Source organism: Arthrobacter glycogeni (genome assembly GCF_054511155.1).
Window position 1 is genome coordinate 1 of the sequence record NZ_JBTNDE010000003.1, and the last position, 15347, is coordinate 15347.

At 63.3% G+C, this 15347-nt stretch carries 16 protein-coding genes and 3 tRNA genes; 11 read left to right on the plus strand and 8 right to left on the minus strand.

The window, feature by feature from the left end:
- Positions 1 to 43: 43 nt before the first annotated feature.
- Genes ACX80O_RS02630 through ACX80O_RS02640 form a run of 3 tightly spaced genes read left to right on the plus strand, consistent with a single transcriptional unit; the run spans position 44 to position 1670 of the window.
- On the plus strand, positions 44 to 328 hold the full coding sequence (locus ACX80O_RS02630; protein WP_459332573.1) for a GNAT family N-acetyltransferase: 285 nt from the start codon (positions 44 to 46) through the stop codon (positions 326 to 328).
- Complete coding sequence (locus ACX80O_RS02635) at positions 325 to 813, plus strand: GNAT family N-acetyltransferase (RefSeq protein ID WP_459306020.1); 489 nt, start codon at positions 325 to 327, stop codon at positions 811 to 813. The genes ACX80O_RS02630 and ACX80O_RS02635 overlap by 4 nt, the downstream gene beginning before the upstream one ends.
- Positions 813 to 1670, plus strand: a complete 858-nt coding sequence (locus ACX80O_RS02640) for a spermidine synthase (RefSeq protein WP_459332446.1) — start codon at positions 813 to 815, stop codon at positions 1668 to 1670. The genes ACX80O_RS02635 and ACX80O_RS02640 overlap by 1 nt, the downstream gene beginning before the upstream one ends.
- Here the strand turns inward: ACX80O_RS02640 and ACX80O_RS02645 are convergent.
- On the minus strand, positions 1664 to 2614 hold the full coding sequence (locus ACX80O_RS02645; RefSeq protein ID WP_459332447.1) for a LysR family transcriptional regulator: 951 nt from the start codon (positions 2612 to 2614) through the stop codon (positions 1664 to 1666). The genes ACX80O_RS02640 and ACX80O_RS02645 overlap by 7 nt on opposite strands.
- A 148-nt stretch (positions 2615 to 2762) precedes the next feature.
- On the opposite strand from ACX80O_RS02645, the gene ACX80O_RS02650 reads away from it, so the two are divergent.
- The gene (locus tag ACX80O_RS02650; protein ID WP_459332448.1) at positions 2763 to 4142 is read left to right on the plus strand and encodes an MFS transporter; all 1380 of its coding nucleotides are present in this window, start codon (positions 2763 to 2765) and stop codon (positions 4140 to 4142) included.
- A 3-nt stretch (positions 4143 to 4145) separates the two neighbouring features.
- Positions 4146 to 4955: a 3-hydroxybutyrate dehydrogenase gene (locus tag ACX80O_RS02655; RefSeq protein ID WP_459332449.1), complete on the plus strand. Its 810-nt coding sequence runs from the start codon at positions 4146 to 4148 to the stop codon at positions 4953 to 4955.
- Between the two features lie 69 nt (positions 4956 to 5024).
- On the opposite strand, the gene ACX80O_RS02660 is transcribed toward ACX80O_RS02655, so the two are convergent.
- Entirely contained in the window at positions 5025 to 6476 is a 1452-nt protein-coding gene (locus tag ACX80O_RS02660) for an NCS2 family permease (RefSeq protein ID WP_459306232.1), read from the minus strand.
- 326 nt (positions 6477 to 6802) lie between these two features.
- On the opposite strand from ACX80O_RS02660, the gene ACX80O_RS02665 reads away from it, so the two are divergent.
- Positions 6803 to 7408 carry a copper resistance CopC family protein gene (locus ACX80O_RS02665; protein WP_459332450.1) on the plus strand — a complete coding sequence of 202 codons (606 nt, stop codon included), beginning with the start codon at positions 6803 to 6805 and terminating at the stop codon, positions 7406 to 7408.
- 27 nt (positions 7409 to 7435) lie between these two features.
- Here the strand turns inward: ACX80O_RS02665 and ACX80O_RS02670 are convergent, their stop codons facing one another.
- A complete protein-coding gene (locus tag ACX80O_RS02670) occupies positions 7436 to 8047 on the minus strand; it encodes an FAD-dependent monooxygenase (RefSeq protein ID WP_459332451.1) in 612 nt (203 codons plus the stop codon).
- A 295-nt stretch (positions 8048 to 8342) separates the two neighbouring features.
- Here ACX80O_RS02670 and ACX80O_RS02675 point away from each other — a divergent pair, with 295 nt between their 5' ends.
- Positions 8343 to 9365: a universal stress protein gene (locus tag ACX80O_RS02675; RefSeq protein ID WP_459306007.1), complete on the plus strand. Its 1023-nt coding sequence runs from the start codon at positions 8343 to 8345 to the stop codon at positions 9363 to 9365.
- Positions 9366 to 9441: 76 nt separating this feature from the next.
- Here ACX80O_RS02675 and ACX80O_RS02680 read toward each other — a convergent pair whose 3' ends face one another.
- The 3 genes from ACX80O_RS02680 to ACX80O_RS02690 all read right to left on the minus strand — a co-directional run bounded on the left by ACX80O_RS02680 (position 9442) and on the right by ACX80O_RS02690 (position 12517).
- Complete coding sequence (locus ACX80O_RS02680; RefSeq protein WP_459332452.1) at positions 9442 to 11013, minus strand: C40 family peptidase; 1572 nt, start codon at positions 11011 to 11013, stop codon at positions 9442 to 9444.
- Positions 11014 to 11191: 178 nt separating this feature from the next.
- On the minus strand, positions 11192 to 12112 hold the full coding sequence (locus ACX80O_RS02685) for a cation diffusion facilitator family transporter (RefSeq protein ID WP_459306004.1): 921 nt from the start codon (positions 12110 to 12112) through the stop codon (positions 11192 to 11194).
- Between the two features lie 45 nt (positions 12113 to 12157).
- Positions 12158 to 12517, minus strand: coding sequence for a metallopeptidase family protein (locus ACX80O_RS02690; RefSeq protein WP_459332574.1), 360 nt, complete (start codon positions 12515 to 12517; stop codon positions 12158 to 12160).
- A 137-nt stretch (positions 12518 to 12654) separates the two neighbouring features.
- Here ACX80O_RS02690 and ACX80O_RS02695 point away from each other — a divergent pair.
- The 3 genes from ACX80O_RS02695 to ACX80O_RS02705 all read left to right on the plus strand — a co-directional run bounded on the left by ACX80O_RS02695 (position 12655) and on the right by ACX80O_RS02705 (position 13020).
- Positions 12655 to 12727 (plus strand) — tRNA-Glu (locus tag ACX80O_RS02695).
- Positions 12728 to 12813: 86 nt separating this feature from the next.
- Positions 12814 to 12887 (plus strand) — tRNA-Asp (locus ACX80O_RS02700).
- Between the two features lie 57 nt (positions 12888 to 12944).
- Positions 12945 to 13020: transfer RNA gene (locus ACX80O_RS02705), tRNA-Phe, on the plus strand.
- A 26-nt stretch (positions 13021 to 13046) separates the two neighbouring features.
- On the opposite strand, the gene ACX80O_RS02710 is transcribed toward ACX80O_RS02705, so the two are convergent.
- Positions 13047 to 13337: a tyrosine-type recombinase/integrase gene (locus tag ACX80O_RS02710; protein WP_459332453.1), complete on the minus strand. Its 291-nt coding sequence runs from the start codon at positions 13335 to 13337 to the stop codon at positions 13047 to 13049.
- 430 nt (positions 13338 to 13767) lie between these two features.
- Here ACX80O_RS02710 and ACX80O_RS02715 point away from each other — a divergent pair, with 430 nt between their 5' ends.
- Positions 13768 to 14889 carry a Fic family protein gene (locus tag ACX80O_RS02715; RefSeq protein WP_459332454.1) on the plus strand — a complete coding sequence of 374 codons (1122 nt, stop codon included), beginning with the start codon at positions 13768 to 13770 and terminating at the stop codon, positions 14887 to 14889.
- A gap of 173 nt (positions 14890 to 15062) precedes the next feature.
- Here ACX80O_RS02715 and ACX80O_RS02720 read toward each other — a convergent pair whose 3' ends face one another.
- A complete protein-coding gene (locus tag ACX80O_RS02720; RefSeq protein ID WP_459332455.1) occupies positions 15063 to 15275 on the minus strand; it encodes a hypothetical protein in 213 nt (70 codons plus the stop codon).
- Positions 15276 to 15347 lie beyond the last annotated feature (72 nt).

Sequence of the window (15347 nt, forward strand, 5' to 3'; positions counted from 1 at the left end):
CCCCTTGTCGTTGGGGGGCTCGGGGGGGGGGGTGGGGGTGGTGGTGGGTGGGGTGGGGGGGCCCGCCGGTCCCCCCCCCCCCCCCCCCGCAACCGAGCTTTATATGGTCTACGTGCTGGCCGAGGCCTACGGGTCGGGGCTGGGCCGCTTACTGGTCCACGCGGCGATCGGAACTTCCTCCTCCTTCGTGTGGGTGCTCGAAACCAATGCCCGGGCCACCGCCTTCTATCGGAAACTCGGGTTCGAACCGGACGGGGCCCGGGAGCGGTTGTCGACCGGTTGGAACGACCAGACTGAGATCCGCATGGTCCGCGGCGGGTCGTCATGAACGTGATTATCAGGCGGGCCCACCCCGACGACGCCGGTGCGCTGGTGGCGCTGCATAACCGCGCCTGGCGTGAAGCCTACGGCCACCTCGGGCCGGCGGAGTTCTTCGATCGCCGCGACGCCCGCTCCGCACGCGACACCGCTGAGCGACGCGGTCAGATCGAGGCGGGCGCGCCCTGGACGGTGGCCGTTGACGACGACGGCGACTTGGTGGGGTTGGCGCTCGCCGGATCTTCCCGCGACGCCGACCTGACTGGATGTGAGCTGTACTTCCTGTATGTGCTGCGGCGGGTGTACGGCGTCGGGGTAGGGCCGGCGCTGCTGGGCGAGGTGCTCGGCGACCGGGCGGCGAGCCTGTGGGTGCTGGCGGTCAACCATCGTGCCGTCGCCTTCTATCAGCGGCACCGGTTCGTTGCCGATGGTGCCCACCGGAAGGTCACCACCGAGGGCTCGGAACTTTTGGAGAAGCGGATGGTGCGCCACTAATGGGCAGGCAACGGCCGGCACGTCCCGGCAACTCAAAGGCGCGGCCGGATAGTGCCGAGGCCGGTCCGGTCGCGGGAACCTACGACATCGATACCGGCACGTGCGAGGTGGAACCGGACCCGTTCAACCCCAACGGGTGGATCCTGAAAGTCAACGGTGTCCCGAGTTCCCACATCGATCTCAGCGACCCCCTGCGCCTGGACTTCGAGTACATGCGGTGGATCGCGGCGCTGGTCGAATCGGAGCGGCGCGACGACGGGCCCCTGCGTGTCCTCCACCTGGGCGGCGGAGCCTGTTCACTGGCGCGGTATTTCGCTGCGTCGGTGCCAGCAGCCCGGCAGGTAGTCGTGGAACTCGACGGCAGGCTCGCCGGGTTGGTGCGTGACTGGTTTGATCTGCCGCGGGCGCCGCTGGTACGGATCAGGGTGGGGGAGGCCCGCGCGGTGACCGAGTCGCTGACCGGAGGCAGCCGGAACGTGATCATCCGTGACGTGTTTGCCGGCAGTATGACGCCGCAGCCGCTGACCACCCTTGAGTTTACCCAGCACGCCAAGCGGGTGCTTAGCGACGATGGCTTGTACCTGGTCAACTGCGGTGATTCACCGGATCTTGCTGGCGCGCGCCGGGAAGCCGCGACTATTGGGGAGGTCTTCGCTCACACAGCGATCGTCGCCGACCCGGCGATGCTGAAGGGGCGCCGGTACGGCAACGTGATTATCGCGGGCAGCGACGTCCCCCTGGCCCAGGACCCGGGGCTGGCACGGGTGCTGCTCGGGGGAGGCGTGCCCGCCCAGGCCTGGGACGATGCCCGCGTCAGGAAGTTCTGCAACGGGGCGCAGGTGCTCTTCGATCAGTAGGTTCCAGCGGATGCGGATGCGGATGCGGCAGCGGATGCGGTTGCCGGGCCAGGCCTACCCAGCAACTCATCCTCGTAGGCCGTGGTCGCATCCCTCAGGGCGGCGACGACCGCCGCGACAGCCGGTTGCCTCAGCGAGTCCGGCCGGGCCACCAGCCAGTACCCCAGCCGCTCGGCGATCACCTTGGGGAGCAGCCGGACCAGATCATCGTGCCGGTCGGCCATGAAGCAGGGCAGCAGCCCAAGTCCGGCGCCTGCCCGGGTAGCCTCCACATGGACGAAGACGTTGGTCGAGCTGAGCGAGTCCTTCATGGTGGGCAGTAACCGTCGGGGGGCGTCGAGGCTGTCCACCTGCAGCATCGAGTCGATGAAGTAGACCAGCGGGTGCACGGAAGCCTCGTCAATGGTCAGTGGTGCAGGATTCTCAGCGAGATAGGACTGTGAGGCGTAGAGGCCCAGCATGTATTCGCCCAGCCGCAGGGCTTCCGCCCGGTGCACCTGCGGTTCGCCGACCACCACCTCAAGGTCCAGGCCGCTGCGGGTCTGCGACGCACGGCGGGTTGCCGCAACAATCTCGATCGTCAGCCGTGGATGCTGGCGCCGGAGCCTCGCGAACGCGGGCGCGGCAATGTAGGCGCTGAACCCATCGGTGGCGCTCATCCGGACGACGCCGGCAACCGGGCTGTCGTCGTCGTCGCCCGCCAGGATCGCCAGCGCGGCAGCGACCCGCTCGGCGGCGGCCACCGCCCTGCCGCCCAGCTGGGTCAGTTCCCATCCCCCGCTGGCACGGACGAGGACGTGCCCACCCAGGCTTTTCTCCAGCGCAGTGACGCGGCGCGACACGGTGGTGTGGTTCAGGTTCAGGCTTTCGGCCGCCGACGTGAACCGTCCGGTACGCGAAACGGCCAGCAGGATCAGCAGATCGGCGGGATTCAGTGCACACATCTCTGCATTTTCGCAGGTTCGCGGTGCGGATGTGGTCATTGAAGCACAGGTAATCTGCAGGGATACTCAATGAGGTTGCCAGGAAGTGACAGCAGTCACAGCACCCCCAGTCATTCAGGTGTCACCGCCGACGCAGAAGGAGATCGTCATGAGCGTCAATCAACGCTCCACTCAATCCGGTCAGGACCGGACCGAAACCTCTGGACTCAAAAAGGTCGTCGCCGCCTCAATGGTGGGAACAGTCGTCGAGTGGTACGAGTTCTTCCTCTACGCCACCGCTGCCACCCTGGTCTTCGCGGTGGTGTTCTTCCCCAACGCAGCCACCCCGCTGGATGGCATCATCGCGGCGTTCCTGACCTACGCCGTCGGTTTCATTGCCCGGCCGCTCGGTGGAATCTTCTTCGGCCAGATTGGCGACAAGCTCGGCCGCAAGCACACCCTGCAGGTGACCATCGTTCTGGTGGGCGTTGCCACCTTCCTGATGGGCTGCCTGCCCGGCTTCAACTCGATCGGCTACTGGGCGCCAGCCCTGCTGGTGGTCCTGCGCTTCGTCCAGGGTTTCGCCGTCGGCGGTGAATGGGGTGGCGCTGTTCTGCTGGTAGCCGAGCACAGTCCCAACAAGTCCCGTGGATTCTGGGCCAGCTGGCCGCAGGCCGCGGTCCCGGTAGGAAACCTGCTGGCAACTGTGGTGCTCCTGACCATGTCCTTCATCCTCCCCGAGGACGAATTCCTCGCGTGGGGCTGGCGGGTAGCGTTCTGGCTGTCAGCGGTCATCGTGGCGATTGGCTACTACATTCGGACGCACGTCAGTGAGGCGCCCATCTTCCTTGAGGCCCGCGAGCAGGTTGAACGCGAGAAGTCGATCAACTACGGCGTGCTTGAGGTTGTCAGAAAGTACCCCAGGGGGATCCTCGGCGCCATGGGCCTGCGCTTTGCCGAGAACATCCTCTACTACATCATTGTCAGCTTCTCGATCGTGTACTTGAAGACTGTTCACGAGTACGACACCAGCCAGTTGCTCCTCGCCCTGCTGATCGCCCACGTGGTCCACTTCCTCGTGATACCGCAGGTGGGCCGGCTGTCCGACCGCTTCGGCCGCAAGCCCGTGTACCTGGCGGGGGCAATCCTCGGCTCAACGTGGGCGTTCTTCGCCTTCCCGATGTTCGACACCCAGAACCCGGTCATCATCATCCTGGCCGTCACCATCGGGCTGTGCTTTCACGCGCTGATGTACGCGGGCCAGCCGGCCATCATGGCGGAAATGTTCCCCACCCGGATGCGTTACTCGGGTGTCTCCCTCGGCTACCAGGTGACCTCGATCATCGCCGGCTCGATGGCTCCGATCATCGCCACTGCCATTCTGCAGGAGACCGGTTCGTGGGTGGGTGTCGCCCTATACGTCCTGGGCGCCTGTGTGGTGACCGCCATCGCCGTCGTCACGCTCCGCGAAACCAAGGGCATCTCCCTGCGCGACGTCGACGCCGAGGACGCCGAGCGGCACGGCATCAAGGTCCTGAAGGACAGCTGACCCATGGCGCAGACAACACAGACCGACGACGGCGTAGCGCCGGCCCGGGACGCGGGCGCTACGCTGGCTCGCCCCCTCGCGGGACGCCGGGCGTTGGTCACCGGCGCGGCAAGCGGGATTGGGGCCGCCACAGCTCGCCTGTTGGCCGCGCAGGGGGCCTACGTAATCGTCGCCGACCGCGACGGCGACGGCGCTGCGGCCCTCGCGCGGGAGGTCGGCGGCGAACCGTGGTCGGTTGACCTCCTGCAGACCGGCGCACTGGAGGAACTGACCCTCGACGTCGACATCCTGGTGAACAACGCCGGAATCCAGACGGTCAGCCCCATCCACGAGTTCGATCCGGCGGATTTCCGACGCATCCACACGCTCATGCTGGAGGCTCCGTTCCTGCTGATCCGGGCTGTGCTGCCCGGAATGTACAGCAGGGGGTTTGGGCGGGTCATCAACCTGTCCTCGATCCACGGGCTGAGGGCGTCACCGTTCAAATCCGCTTACGTCTCAGCGAAGCATGGCCTGGAGGGCCTGTCCAAGGTGACTGCGCTTGAGGGCGGGCCACACGGGGTCACCAGTAACTGCGTGAATCCCGGCTACGTCAGGACCCCGCTGGTTGAGAACCAGATCGCGGATCAGGCACGGCTCCACGGGATCAGCGAGGACGATGTGCTGTCCACCATCATGCTGACCGAGAGTGCCATCAAGCGGATGGTGGAGCCGGAAGAGGTGGCCGGGTTGGTGTGCTGGCTGGCATCAGACACCGCCGGCATGGTGACCGGGTCGTCCTACGTGATGGACGGCGGTTGGTCGGCCCGCTGACCCACGGAGTCCGGACTGGCGCCTGCTTTAGGCGCCAGCCCAGACTCCGGCTTAGGTGCCAGCTCTGGTTTAGCGCAGGCCCAGCAGCAGTTCGAGCGGCCCGATCCCGAAGAACACTACAAAAGCGCCCGCAACAGCCCACATCAGCGGGTGGATCTCCCGGGCCCGGCCCTGGAAGGTGCGTACCAGGACATAAGCGATGAACCCGGCGCCCAGGCCGTTGGCGATGGAGTAGGTAAATGGCATCAGGATGAAGGTCAGGAACGCCGGGATCGCGACTCCCCAGTCCTCCCAGTCGATCCTGCCCACCTGCGCCACCATCATGAATCCGACGACGACGAGGGCCGGGGCAACCGCCTCGAAAGGCACCAGCGAGATCAGCGGGGTGAAGAACATTGCCAGCAGGAACAACACACCGGTGACAATGTTGGCGATACCGGTGCGGGCGCCCTCACCGATGCCGGCGCCGGACTCGACGTAGATCTGGTTGGAGGAGACCGACCCGGCGCCGCCGGCAACTGCGCCCAGGGCATCGACGATCAGGACCCGGTTGACGCCGGGGATGTTGCCCTTCTCATCGACAAGTTTCGCCTCATTGGCCAGGCCCACCATGGTCCCCATCGCGTCGAAGAAGATGCTCAGCAGGATGGTGAAGGTTAGGAGCAGGGCAGCGGTGGCTCCGATGGAACTGAAGGCCCCGAACAGGCTCACGTTTCCGATCAGCGACAGATCCGGTATGCCCACCCAGGACCCGGTCGGAAGTTCGGGAACCACCAGTGACCAGCCCTGCGCGTTGGCGCCGTCAGGCCCAACGCTGGGTCCCACATTAGCCACGGCCTCGACCACGACGGCGAGGATGGTGGAGGCGATGACGCCGATCAGGATTCCGCCGCGTACTTTGCGGACCACGAGGGCGATGGTGAGGATCAAGCCGAACACAAACACCAGAGTGGGCCAGCCCAGCAGGGCACCCTCGAAGCCGAGACCAACCGGGACCGTGGTTTGGGCGACGTCCGGTACCCGGCGGACGAAACCGGCATTGACCAGTCCGATCAACGCGATGAACAGGCCGATGCCCACGACGATGGCGGTCTTCAGGCTCTCCGGGACGGCGTTGAACACTGCTGTCCGGAATCCGGTGAGGACCAGGATTAGCATGGTGAGGCCGGCCAGCACGACCAGGCCCATCATCTGGGGCCAGGTCAGCTCAGGGTTGGTGGCGACGGTGATGGCGACGAACGCGTTCACGCCGAGCCCGGTGGCGAGAGCGAACGGATACTTGGCCCAGGCGCCCATCACGATGGTGAGGATTCCCGCCACGAGGGCAGTGACAGCCGCGACCCGCTCGAATCCCAGTTCCGCACCCGAGGAGTCGGCGCCTGCGAGGATCAAGGGGTTCAGGACCACGATGTAGCTCATGGCGAAGAAGGTGGCCACCCCGCCGCGGATTTCCCGTGCGTAGGTGCTGCCGCGTTGTGAGACTTCGAAATAGCGGTCCAGTGTGGAACCCTTTTTGAGCATGGTCATTCCTCGAACGATGGGGTGGTCTGCGGGATGAGTCTATCCGCTGCTCGCGGTCAGGGCGCCCGTGTGACGTCGTCGTCCTCCCGGTGAGCAAGGTGGTCAGGTGGGGTCGGTGTGGTCAGGCGGGGTGGATATCTCGGACGCCGCTGTCCGGCTTGACCACGTCCGCGAGGGCTAGGTGTGTTACCCATAGGGAGTGGCGGTCCGCGATGAGCCGCTGAACCGCTATTCGGGTGTCCTCCAACGACGGCAACTTGCAGGCGGAGCGGGTGTGGTGCAGGCCCTCCCAGCCAGCTGGCAGCCCCTGCACGTAGAGTTAATGCATGAGTACCACCTACCCCGCTGCCGCAAATGCCGTCGGCCATTCTTTCCTTAGGGTTCCGACCCAGCTCGCGGCGATGCTGATGGTCGCACTGATGGCCGCTCTCGGTTCCGCCCCGGCCGCTAACGCCCACGACGAGCTGGCCGGTAGCAATCCCGAGCCCGGCGCGAGTATTGAGGTACTCCCGGCGGTGGTGGAGTTGACGTTCTCGAGCGTCCCGTCGGGAATCGGCTCGGAGGTGGAGATTCTCGACGCAAGCGGCGAGAACTGGGCGCAGGGAGACGTCTCGATCGTCGACCGTGTGGCAAGCCAGCCCGTCAAGGTGGGCGCTCCGGCAGGCGACTACACAGTCAACTGGCGGGTGGTCTCCTCGGACTCTCATCCTATTGAAGGCACCTTCGCGTTCACGGCGGCCGCCGCGAGTGCCGGGCAGACCCCTGGCGCCTCGGTAGGAACGCAGGGGCCAATCGAAATAGAGCAGGCTGAGCAGACAGCCGACGGGGACTTCCCCTGGAGCATCGTGGGGATGGTGGTGGTTCTGATCGCACTAGCCGTGGTTCTGGCCGTCACCGCCCGCAAGAAGTTGCGGCATGGAGCCGACTCGTAATACTCCCGCTGGATAGTCAGTAAGCCTTCAAGCGCCCAGTGCCCGCGGCGCGGCCAGCAGCGACGGATGTTGGACGATCAGCGTGCTCACCAGCTTCGCCTGCCGGACAATGTCGCGGGTAGTGGGGCTGAGAAGTTCACCAACCCCCACCAGGTGCAGGCCAATTGCCTGCGCCGCTGTCTTGAGGTCGTGTCCCACTGCGAGGCCAAGGGACAGGAGGAACCGGCGCAGTTGATTCTGGGGGTACTTGGTCAAAACCACATGATCTGCCAGTAAGACACCGCTACCGGTCTGAACGGCCCATTTCTTGGAGCCCAGCACCGGGGCGGGCAGCAGTTGCGAATGACCGACCACGCAGACATTCTCGGCGATCGTGCTGTGCCGGATGTCCAGCGAATGGCTGGTCGCATAGCCGCGCAGGAGCCGGAGCAATTCGGTTCGCTCTGACAGGGAAACCGAATCTGTCATGACCGTCCGGGACAACTGGCCCGTGTCAACTGACTCCACGCACTCAACAACGATGGATTCGATGCCCCGTCGGCTGAGCTCACTGGCGACAGCCAACCCGGGGAGTCCCGACCCGATGACCACTGTGGTGGTGAGCTCCGCACCGCCGTGCGCGTCTGAGCGCGTGGCCACGAGTCCGGGCAACGGCAAAATCACAGGTTAAACCTCCGGGGTAAGGAGTAATTCCGCACGGCCCAGCGCCTCTTCCGGGCCGTGCGGAAACTTGGCTGCGAACGGGTCAACCAAGCTCACCTCGTTACCCTTCCAAACCAACTGCGGATCGAACAAGTAACGATTTCTCAGAAGCCTATATAACTTTGCCCACGGTGAATAGTCCTGTGCGGGAGAGTAGGCTTTGAAATAGTTCGACGGCGCCTTCCGATCGCCGACCGGACGCAGGAATTTGCGATCGTAGAGAGGAGTGGACATGGAAAAGGCACAGTCCGAGAATGGCGTTAGCAGTCTCTACGGCAGCGGGGTAGTGGTCGGCGTCGACGGCTCCGACCAGAGTCAATGCGCCCTCGTCTGGGCGGCCCACGAGGCGGCCCGCAGGGGCACCCGTCTGAGCATTGTTACCGCCTACACGGTTCCGGTTTTCGCCGCATCCAGCATGGACGCCGGCTATGCCACGATCGACGACGCCGTCATCCGCGAGGGTGCCCAAGCGGTCCTGAATCAGGCCGTCGCTCGAGTCGGAGGACTTCACGTCGAGATCGACCCGCGAGTCGAATCCGGCGATGCAGCTGGTGTTCTACTCGAACTGTCGGAGGAAGCCGAACTGATTGTTGTGGGATCCCGCGGCAGGGGAGGATTCGTTGGGCGCCTTCTGGGTTCGGTCAGCAGCGCGGTGCCTGCCCACGCCAAATGTCCGACAGTAGTGATTCCGCTCTGCGCTGCACGCCGTTTCGGCGACTCGGGAGTCGAACCACCCAAGACGAAAGGGGAACCCGGCGTCACGGCGGCTGAAGTGGAGCACGTAGTGGTGGTCGGAGTTGACGGCTCGGAGCAGGCCCGGATGGCTTCGCTCGCTGCCGCGGAGCAGGCCGCCTCGCGGGGAATGCCGCTGCGCGTGGTCTGCTCATTGCCCCCCTTTACCGGATCGCTGGCCTGGGTTCCCGCGCCGTTGGACCGTGAAGCACTCCACGTCGACATCCGCATCTCCTTGAACGCGGGGAAGGCTTGGCTGCAAAGCCATTTCCCGGGTCTGGAGATCTCAGTCGAGCTACTCGATGGCCCACCGGTTGAGGTGCTGATTGAGAACTCGCGCACGTCGGAGCTGTTGGTGGTGGGGACGCGAGGACGGGGCGGGTTTGCAGGAATGCTGCTGGGCTCAACGAGCCAGGGTGTGCTTCATCACGCCAAGGGGCCGGTGCTCGTGGTTCCGGACAGCAACGATCCGCGGCTGCTTGATCGCGAGAACTTCGGACCGATGGTTGCCCCGACGAGCTAGTCCAGGGCAGCCGGATCCCTGCGGGTAGACCTGAGGTAGATTGTCGGTCCGGGCCGCGAGGCCCGGAGCCGTTGGGTCAGAACCTGGCGACCATCGGGTACAGGTTAGGCATTCCACCCATGTGCGCCAAGTCGGTGACCAGGATGCCCTGCGACTCGTTGAGCGCGTTGACCACCTTGTTGTTGCCGAGGTAAATACCGACGTGGTAGAAATTCCCGGGCGAACCCCAGAACACCAGATCACCGGGCTGTGCCTGGGCGAGCGGGACGTGATTGGAGCTTGCTGCGTACTGGGCGGTGGCCACCCGCGGTAGGGAGATGCCGGCTGAAGCGAAGGCCTGCTGGACCAGCCCTGAGCAGTCGAAGCCTCGCGGGCCGGATCCACCCCCCTGGTAAAAGTTTGGCGAGCCGGTCTTCGACATGGCGAAGCTGATTGCTGCTGAGACCGAGCCACCGTTCGAGGGAGGCGGTGCAGGAGCTGGTGCCGGAGTGGGTGCAGGGGGCACAGGCGCCGGAGCTGGAGTAGGAGCCGGTGCAGGGGGCGCAGGAGCGGGGGCCGGAGCGGGTGCCGGGGGCGCAGGTGCCGGTGCCGGTGCCGGGAGGCGAGGCGAGGGTGCGCTGGGCGGCTCCGGTACGGGGGCCGGAGTGGTCGGCGCGGGCGCCGGTGCCGGAGTGGTGGGCGCGGGCGCCGGCGCCGGTGGCGCTACGGGCCGGTCAACCGCTGATGCGCTTGGCGCTGGGGCTGATGCCTCGGCAGCGGGGGCTGGCGGAAGGATGGTGGCGGGCATGGACTGCTGCACACCAACCGGAGTGTCGTTGGACCGTTGCGCTGCGGCGGCCTTCGCGACGCGCTCAGATTCGGCGATGATCTTGGCGAGCTCCAGCTCGCGCTGCTGGGCCTCCAGCCCGGAGATGCGTTGCTCTTCAAGCGCCGCGGTGGTGTTGCGGAGGGACGCGAGCTGGTCAACCAAGATGGAGCGCTCGGCCTGCCGGTCCTCGACCTGACGTGCTGCCGCATCGGTGGCCCGCTGATTGTCTTCGCCAGCCAGTTGGGCTATCTCGGCTGCGTCTGCCGCCGCCTGCCGGGCTGCCGCAGCGTCTAGGCGAAGCGCTTCCCAGGTCTTGGCTGCGGTTTGGGCGTTGGTAAAAGTGGTCGCGCGGTTTGCTGACAGTCCATACACCGTGGAAGCCCGCGCCATGATTTCATCGGGGTTCTCGCCACTGAGGAGCATGGTCATGCCGGGAGTGACCCCGCCCGAGCGGTACAGGTCGCCAGCCAGCTGCCCCACTTGGACTGACGCGGCGTCGTGGGTCAATGCTGCCGCCTCGGCGAGCGCCGTGGTGGCAACAGCGGTCGCGCGTCGTTCCTCGAGGACAGCGAGAGCGTCGATATACGCACCCTGGGACTGCATCGCGGTCGTTTGGGCATCCTGAAGGTTTGATGTTGCTGTTGCGAGGATTCCCTCAATCTCACTGACCAGGGCGGCCTTCGCCGTCGTACTGTCCAACGCGCCGGCGATCTCTGCCGGGGTGGGGATCACTGCTGCGGGGGTAACGTCCGTGGTGGGCGCCGCGACCGACGGGGTGAGGCCGACGCCGCTGAGCAGGACAGCCGCGGCAAGGACGCCGACGGCTTTCAAGGAGGGCATGCGCCGCTTTCCTGATGACTGCACTATTCCCCAAATCCTCGCGCGACGTATTACACAACAGTCACGACAATAAGGGGATGTATGTCACTTTAGCAACACTGGTCACACAAGTACCATAAACAACATTGGTGTCATTTGGTCGTGTTGTGGTGCGGCGTGTCGCGTTCTGCCCGTTAGATCAGGCGTGTTGGCGGCTCTCGTGGATTGCGTGCTCGGCTGGCTCAAGCTGAAACGTGCAGTGTTGGGTATCGAAGTGGTCACGGAGGCAGTGGGTTAGCCGGTCCAGCACCTGATCCACCCCCTCGGCATTGAGTGTTGCGCCGTCCACCACAACATGCGCCGAGAACACCGGTACCCCGGAGGTGATGGTCCAGGCGTGAATGTCGTGAACGCCCACCACGCCGCGAACCCCAAGAATATGGCTGCGAATCATCTCGGAGTCAACACCCTTGGGGGCCGACTCAAGCAGCACGTTGATCACGTCCCGCAGGAGACTCCAGGCCCGCGGCAGGATCATCAGGGCGATAGCTATCGACGCGAGGGCATCGGCGGGGAGGTAGCCGGTCGTCGCAATAACGACGGCGGCGATGATGACGGCCACTGAGCCCAGCAGGTCGCCCAGCACCTCCAGGTAGGCGCCGCGGAGGTTGAGGCTTTCCGCTTGTCCCCGCCGGAGGATAAGCAAGCAGGCGAGGTTGGCTCCCGCTCCAACCAGCGCCGTGACAATCATGACGTCGGAGCGGATGTCAGGGCTCGTGTTGAAGCGGCGCAGCGCTTCGATCAGGATCACGACAGCGATGACCGCCAGGATGATGGCATTTGCCAGAGCAGCGAGGACTTCGGCCCGCTGATATCCGTAGGTACTCCGCCGGGTTGCGGGGCGGGTGGCTATCCAGGAGGCAAAGAGGGCAATGGTGACCCCCGCCGCGTCGGAGAGCATGTGGCCAGCATCGGCGAGGAGTGCAAGGGACCCGGACCAGATGGCTCCCACCACCTGCACAAGGACAACTGCCAGGGTGATGATGACGACGACGATCAGCTGTCGGCGATGCCTCCCGGTAGCCGTCCCCTGGGGTAATCCGTGATCGTGCGCGTGCATAAGGTCAAGTATCCGCTGTTGGGGCCCGCGGATGCGAGTTGGACCTTATCCCCAGCCCAGCTCGTGCAGCCGCGCGTCGTCAATCCCAAAGTGATGCGCCACCTCATGAATGACGGTGATGAGGATTTCCTCGATGAGTTCCTCCCGGGTCTCGCAGTGACGGAGGAGAGGCTGGCGGAAGATGCTGATGCTGTCCGGCAGGGAACCCGCCTCCCACCAGGAATCGCGTTCGGTGAGGGGGGTGCCCTCGTAGAGTCCAAGCAGTTCAGTATCGGCGTCCTCGCCGGGGCCTGGCTCGTATTCCTCGCGGACGAAGATCGCTACGTTGCTCATCATGCGCACGAGGTTCTCGGGAATCTGGTCGATTGCGTTATCCACTGCAGACTCGAAGTCTTCGAGGGTCATTTCGATGGGCACATAGTCGACTGTACCGGTGGGTTGGGTCGACCCTGGGCCGAGTTCCGTTTTGTGGAATCGCGACGCAGGCCCTATAGTTTTATAGGTCCACAGCAGGGGAAAATTGTTTGCCCAATGTGGTCCTGGCCCCCATCGTCTAGCGGCCTAGGACACCGCCCTTTCACGGCGGCGGCACGGGTTCGAATCCCGTTGGGGGTACGCAAGAGTAGATCAATTCGAAGCTTTTCGAGGCGGTCAGAAAGCGGCAGAGATGCTGGTAGGCTAAAACTCTTGCGAAAAAGCAAGGCCCTGTAGCGCAGTTGGTTAGCGCGCCGCCCTGTCACGGCGGAGGTCGCGGGTTCAAGTCCCGTCAGGGTCGCTCAGGTTTCCCAGTCTCGGCTGGTCGACCGCGGTGACTGTCGTAGGATAGTTGCACGGCTCTGTAGCTCAGTTGGTAGAGCGTTCGACTGAAAATCGAAAGGTCACCGGATCGACGCCGGTCGGAGCCACCAGCATTTAGCCCCTAGATTGCAGGAATTTACCGCAATCTGGGGGCTTCGCTATTTAAAGCGTTCTGCCCTTCTGTCCACATTTTGCCCACATTCGCAGATATAGCACCGTGATTCAGCATGACCGCGACTGCATCCAAATCGTCGTCGAAGAGATCGGCGTACACATCCAAAGTCATCGCAGCGGACTTATGTCCGAGCATCCGCTGAACAGCTTTCACGGTCGCCCCAGCACTAACGGCAAGTGAAGCCGCAGTGTGGCGCAAGTCGCGAGGGCTGATCTTCGGGAAATCGGGGTCCGACTTCACGCGGCTCGTCACCGCCGCGTCGAAGTGTTACCGCCTGAAGTTTGCGCCGCGCAAAACTGACGCTTTCGGAGGAAGTGAAGACCAGGTCTTCCCTCTTCTTGTTCTCGCAGCGTTTCGCCAGGATCTCGCTGAGGAACTCAGGGAACGGTACTGAACGACCTTTATGGTTCTTCGGTGTACTCCGGACAATAGTCCCTCGTGGTTCTGAGACTGTCTCGACGACAGCGACGCGCTGCCGCAACATGTCTAGGCGCCCTACCTTCAGGCCGGCCATCTCACCCCACCGCACCCGGTATACGCGAAAAACAGCACCACATCGCCGTAGTCTCCCTGCCACGACTTAGCCTGTGGATAATCCATACATAGGGGATTACACGTCCCCGCAACATGTAAAAAAACCCCCGATTCTTTACATGTTTATCCCCTGTTGATAGATTTTTACATGTCCATCTGGAGCGCTGATGCGCCGCATAACGATCTGCCACCACTTCCGCCCGCACCGGACATAGAGACAAAGGCGATCCTCAAACTGACCATCGAAGCCCGGGCAGCCCTTGCGGCCTTGAATCAGGCGACGAGGTCAATGACCAATCCTTCAGTGCTCATCAATGCGATTCCGCTGCTAGAGGCACAGGCAAGCTCAGAAGTAGAGAACATCGTCACTACTACCGACGAACTCTTCCTACATGCTCAAGATGGAACCGCCGCGACTTCGGCAACCAGAGAAGCTCTGCGGTACAGGACTGCCTTATTTGAGGGCTTCACGATGGTTCAGAAACGAGGTGTTGTCACTACCACTACTGCGAAAGAAGTGTGCTCGATTATCAAGAAGCACACTATGGACGTTCGCAGCACCTCTGCGACCTACATTGGAAACCCAAAGACTCAGGTTGCTATATATACCCCACCTGAAGGCTATGACCTCATCAACGCGAAGTTGAGCGACTGGGAATTCTTCGTCAATGCCAGCAAGGGCTTTGATCCGTTGGTCAGGATGGCAATCGCGCACTATCAGTTCGAGGCCATCCACCCCTTCGAAGACGGTAACGGTCGAACCGGCCGTGTTCTCAACGTGTTGATGCTAGTTGCGGCTGGTCTTCTCGACTCTCCGGTCCTCTACCTATCCCGATTCATCAGCATGAACAAAAATGACTACTACCAGCGGCTTCTTGGCGTGACCGCTAGTAACGAATGGATCCCCTGGGTTTCCTACATGCTTGAGTCTGTTCACCAAACCTCACTATCCACACTGAAAAAGATAGACGCAATCACGGATCTGCACACCACTATGAAGAGCGAGATAGGGGAATCCATCTCGGGTGGCGGGCACGTGGGCCTGCTGGATGTCCTATTCGAGCAGCCCTACTGCCGGATCTCTAACGTGATGGAGCAGTGTCATGTATCGCGCCCAACTGCGACGAACTGGCTTAACACTCTGACCGCAAAGGGTGTTCTGCGGGACTTCAGGACAGGCCGGGAAAGAATATTCATAAACACTAGGTTCATGGATCTACTTATAAAGGAGGAGGACATTGCTGAAAGCAACCAAGACCCTCTCTTCTAACCCATCACAGGAGATCGTTCTGCCCACGCTTCGCGGTAAACGACGTGATGCAGCGTGATGCTGAATGAACTGAAACTCCCGTAAATCTGATGATCTTGGATTAGACAACAAAAACCCCGCAGTCCCCAGTCGTTATACGGGGGCTGCGGGGTTTTTCGTTGCTGACTCTGAGATCAGCTATTTTCCGGAGCAACGACGCTGTCTTCGTCTTCTTCAAGGGCTGGAGCATCTTTGAGCCCCTCGGGGCTTGCATTGATGTCCTCCACCGGAGACTCGGTGCGCGATGAGCCCTCCTCGCTGGACGTGCCCGAAGCTTTCTTCTGCGCGCCTGCAGATTCGCCCTCGACGTCCTCGCGGTTGGTGGCTTTGGAATCTTCATTGCTCATGGTGCCGTACCCGTCTACTGGTCGATGTGCTCGAATATCAGGCGTCAGGGAGTGTGCCAACGCCAACGCCAA

Bases quoted from the DNA above. Each gene is read 5' to 3' on its own strand.
- ACX80O_RS02635 (WP_459306020.1), top strand. From the start codon at position 325: ATGAACGTGATTATCAGGCGGGCCCACCCCGACGACGCCGGTGCGCTG.
- ACX80O_RS02640 (WP_459332446.1), top strand. From the start codon at position 813: ATGGGCAGGCAACGGCCGGCACGTCCCGGCAACTCAAAGGCGCGGCCG.
- ACX80O_RS02645 (WP_459332447.1), bottom strand. From the start codon at position 2,614: ATGTGTGCACTGAATCCCGCCGATCTGCTGATCCTGCTGGCCGTTTCG.
- ACX80O_RS02650 (WP_459332448.1), top strand. From the start codon at position 2,763: ATGAGCGTCAATCAACGCTCCACTCAATCCGGTCAGGACCGGACCGAA.
- ACX80O_RS02655 (WP_459332449.1), top strand. From the start codon at position 4,146: ATGGCGCAGACAACACAGACCGACGACGGCGTAGCGCCGGCCCGGGAC.
- ACX80O_RS02660 (WP_459306232.1), bottom strand. From the start codon at position 6,476: ATGCTCAAAAAGGGTTCCACACTGGACCGCTATTTCGAAGTCTCACAA.
- ACX80O_RS02665 (WP_459332450.1), top strand. From the start codon at position 6,803: ATGAGTACCACCTACCCCGCTGCCGCAAATGCCGTCGGCCATTCTTTC.
- ACX80O_RS02675 (WP_459306007.1), top strand. From the start codon at position 8,343: ATGGAAAAGGCACAGTCCGAGAATGGCGTTAGCAGTCTCTACGGCAGC.
- ACX80O_RS02680 (WP_459332452.1), bottom strand. From the start codon at position 11,013: ATGCCCTCCTTGAAAGCCGTCGGCGTCCTTGCCGCGGCTGTCCTGCTC.
- ACX80O_RS02685 (WP_459306004.1), bottom strand. From the start codon at position 12,112: ATGCACGCGCACGATCACGGATTACCCCAGGGGACGGCTACCGGGAGG.
- ACX80O_RS02690 (WP_459332574.1), bottom strand. From the start codon at position 12,517: ATGACCCTCGAAGACTTCGAGTCTGCAGTGGATAACGCAATCGACCAG.
- ACX80O_RS02715 (WP_459332454.1), top strand. From the start codon at position 13,768: ATGTCCATCTGGAGCGCTGATGCGCCGCATAACGATCTGCCACCACTT.
- ACX80O_RS02720 (WP_459332455.1), bottom strand. From the start codon at position 15,275: ATGAGCAATGAAGATTCCAAAGCCACCAACCGCGAGGACGTCGAGGGC.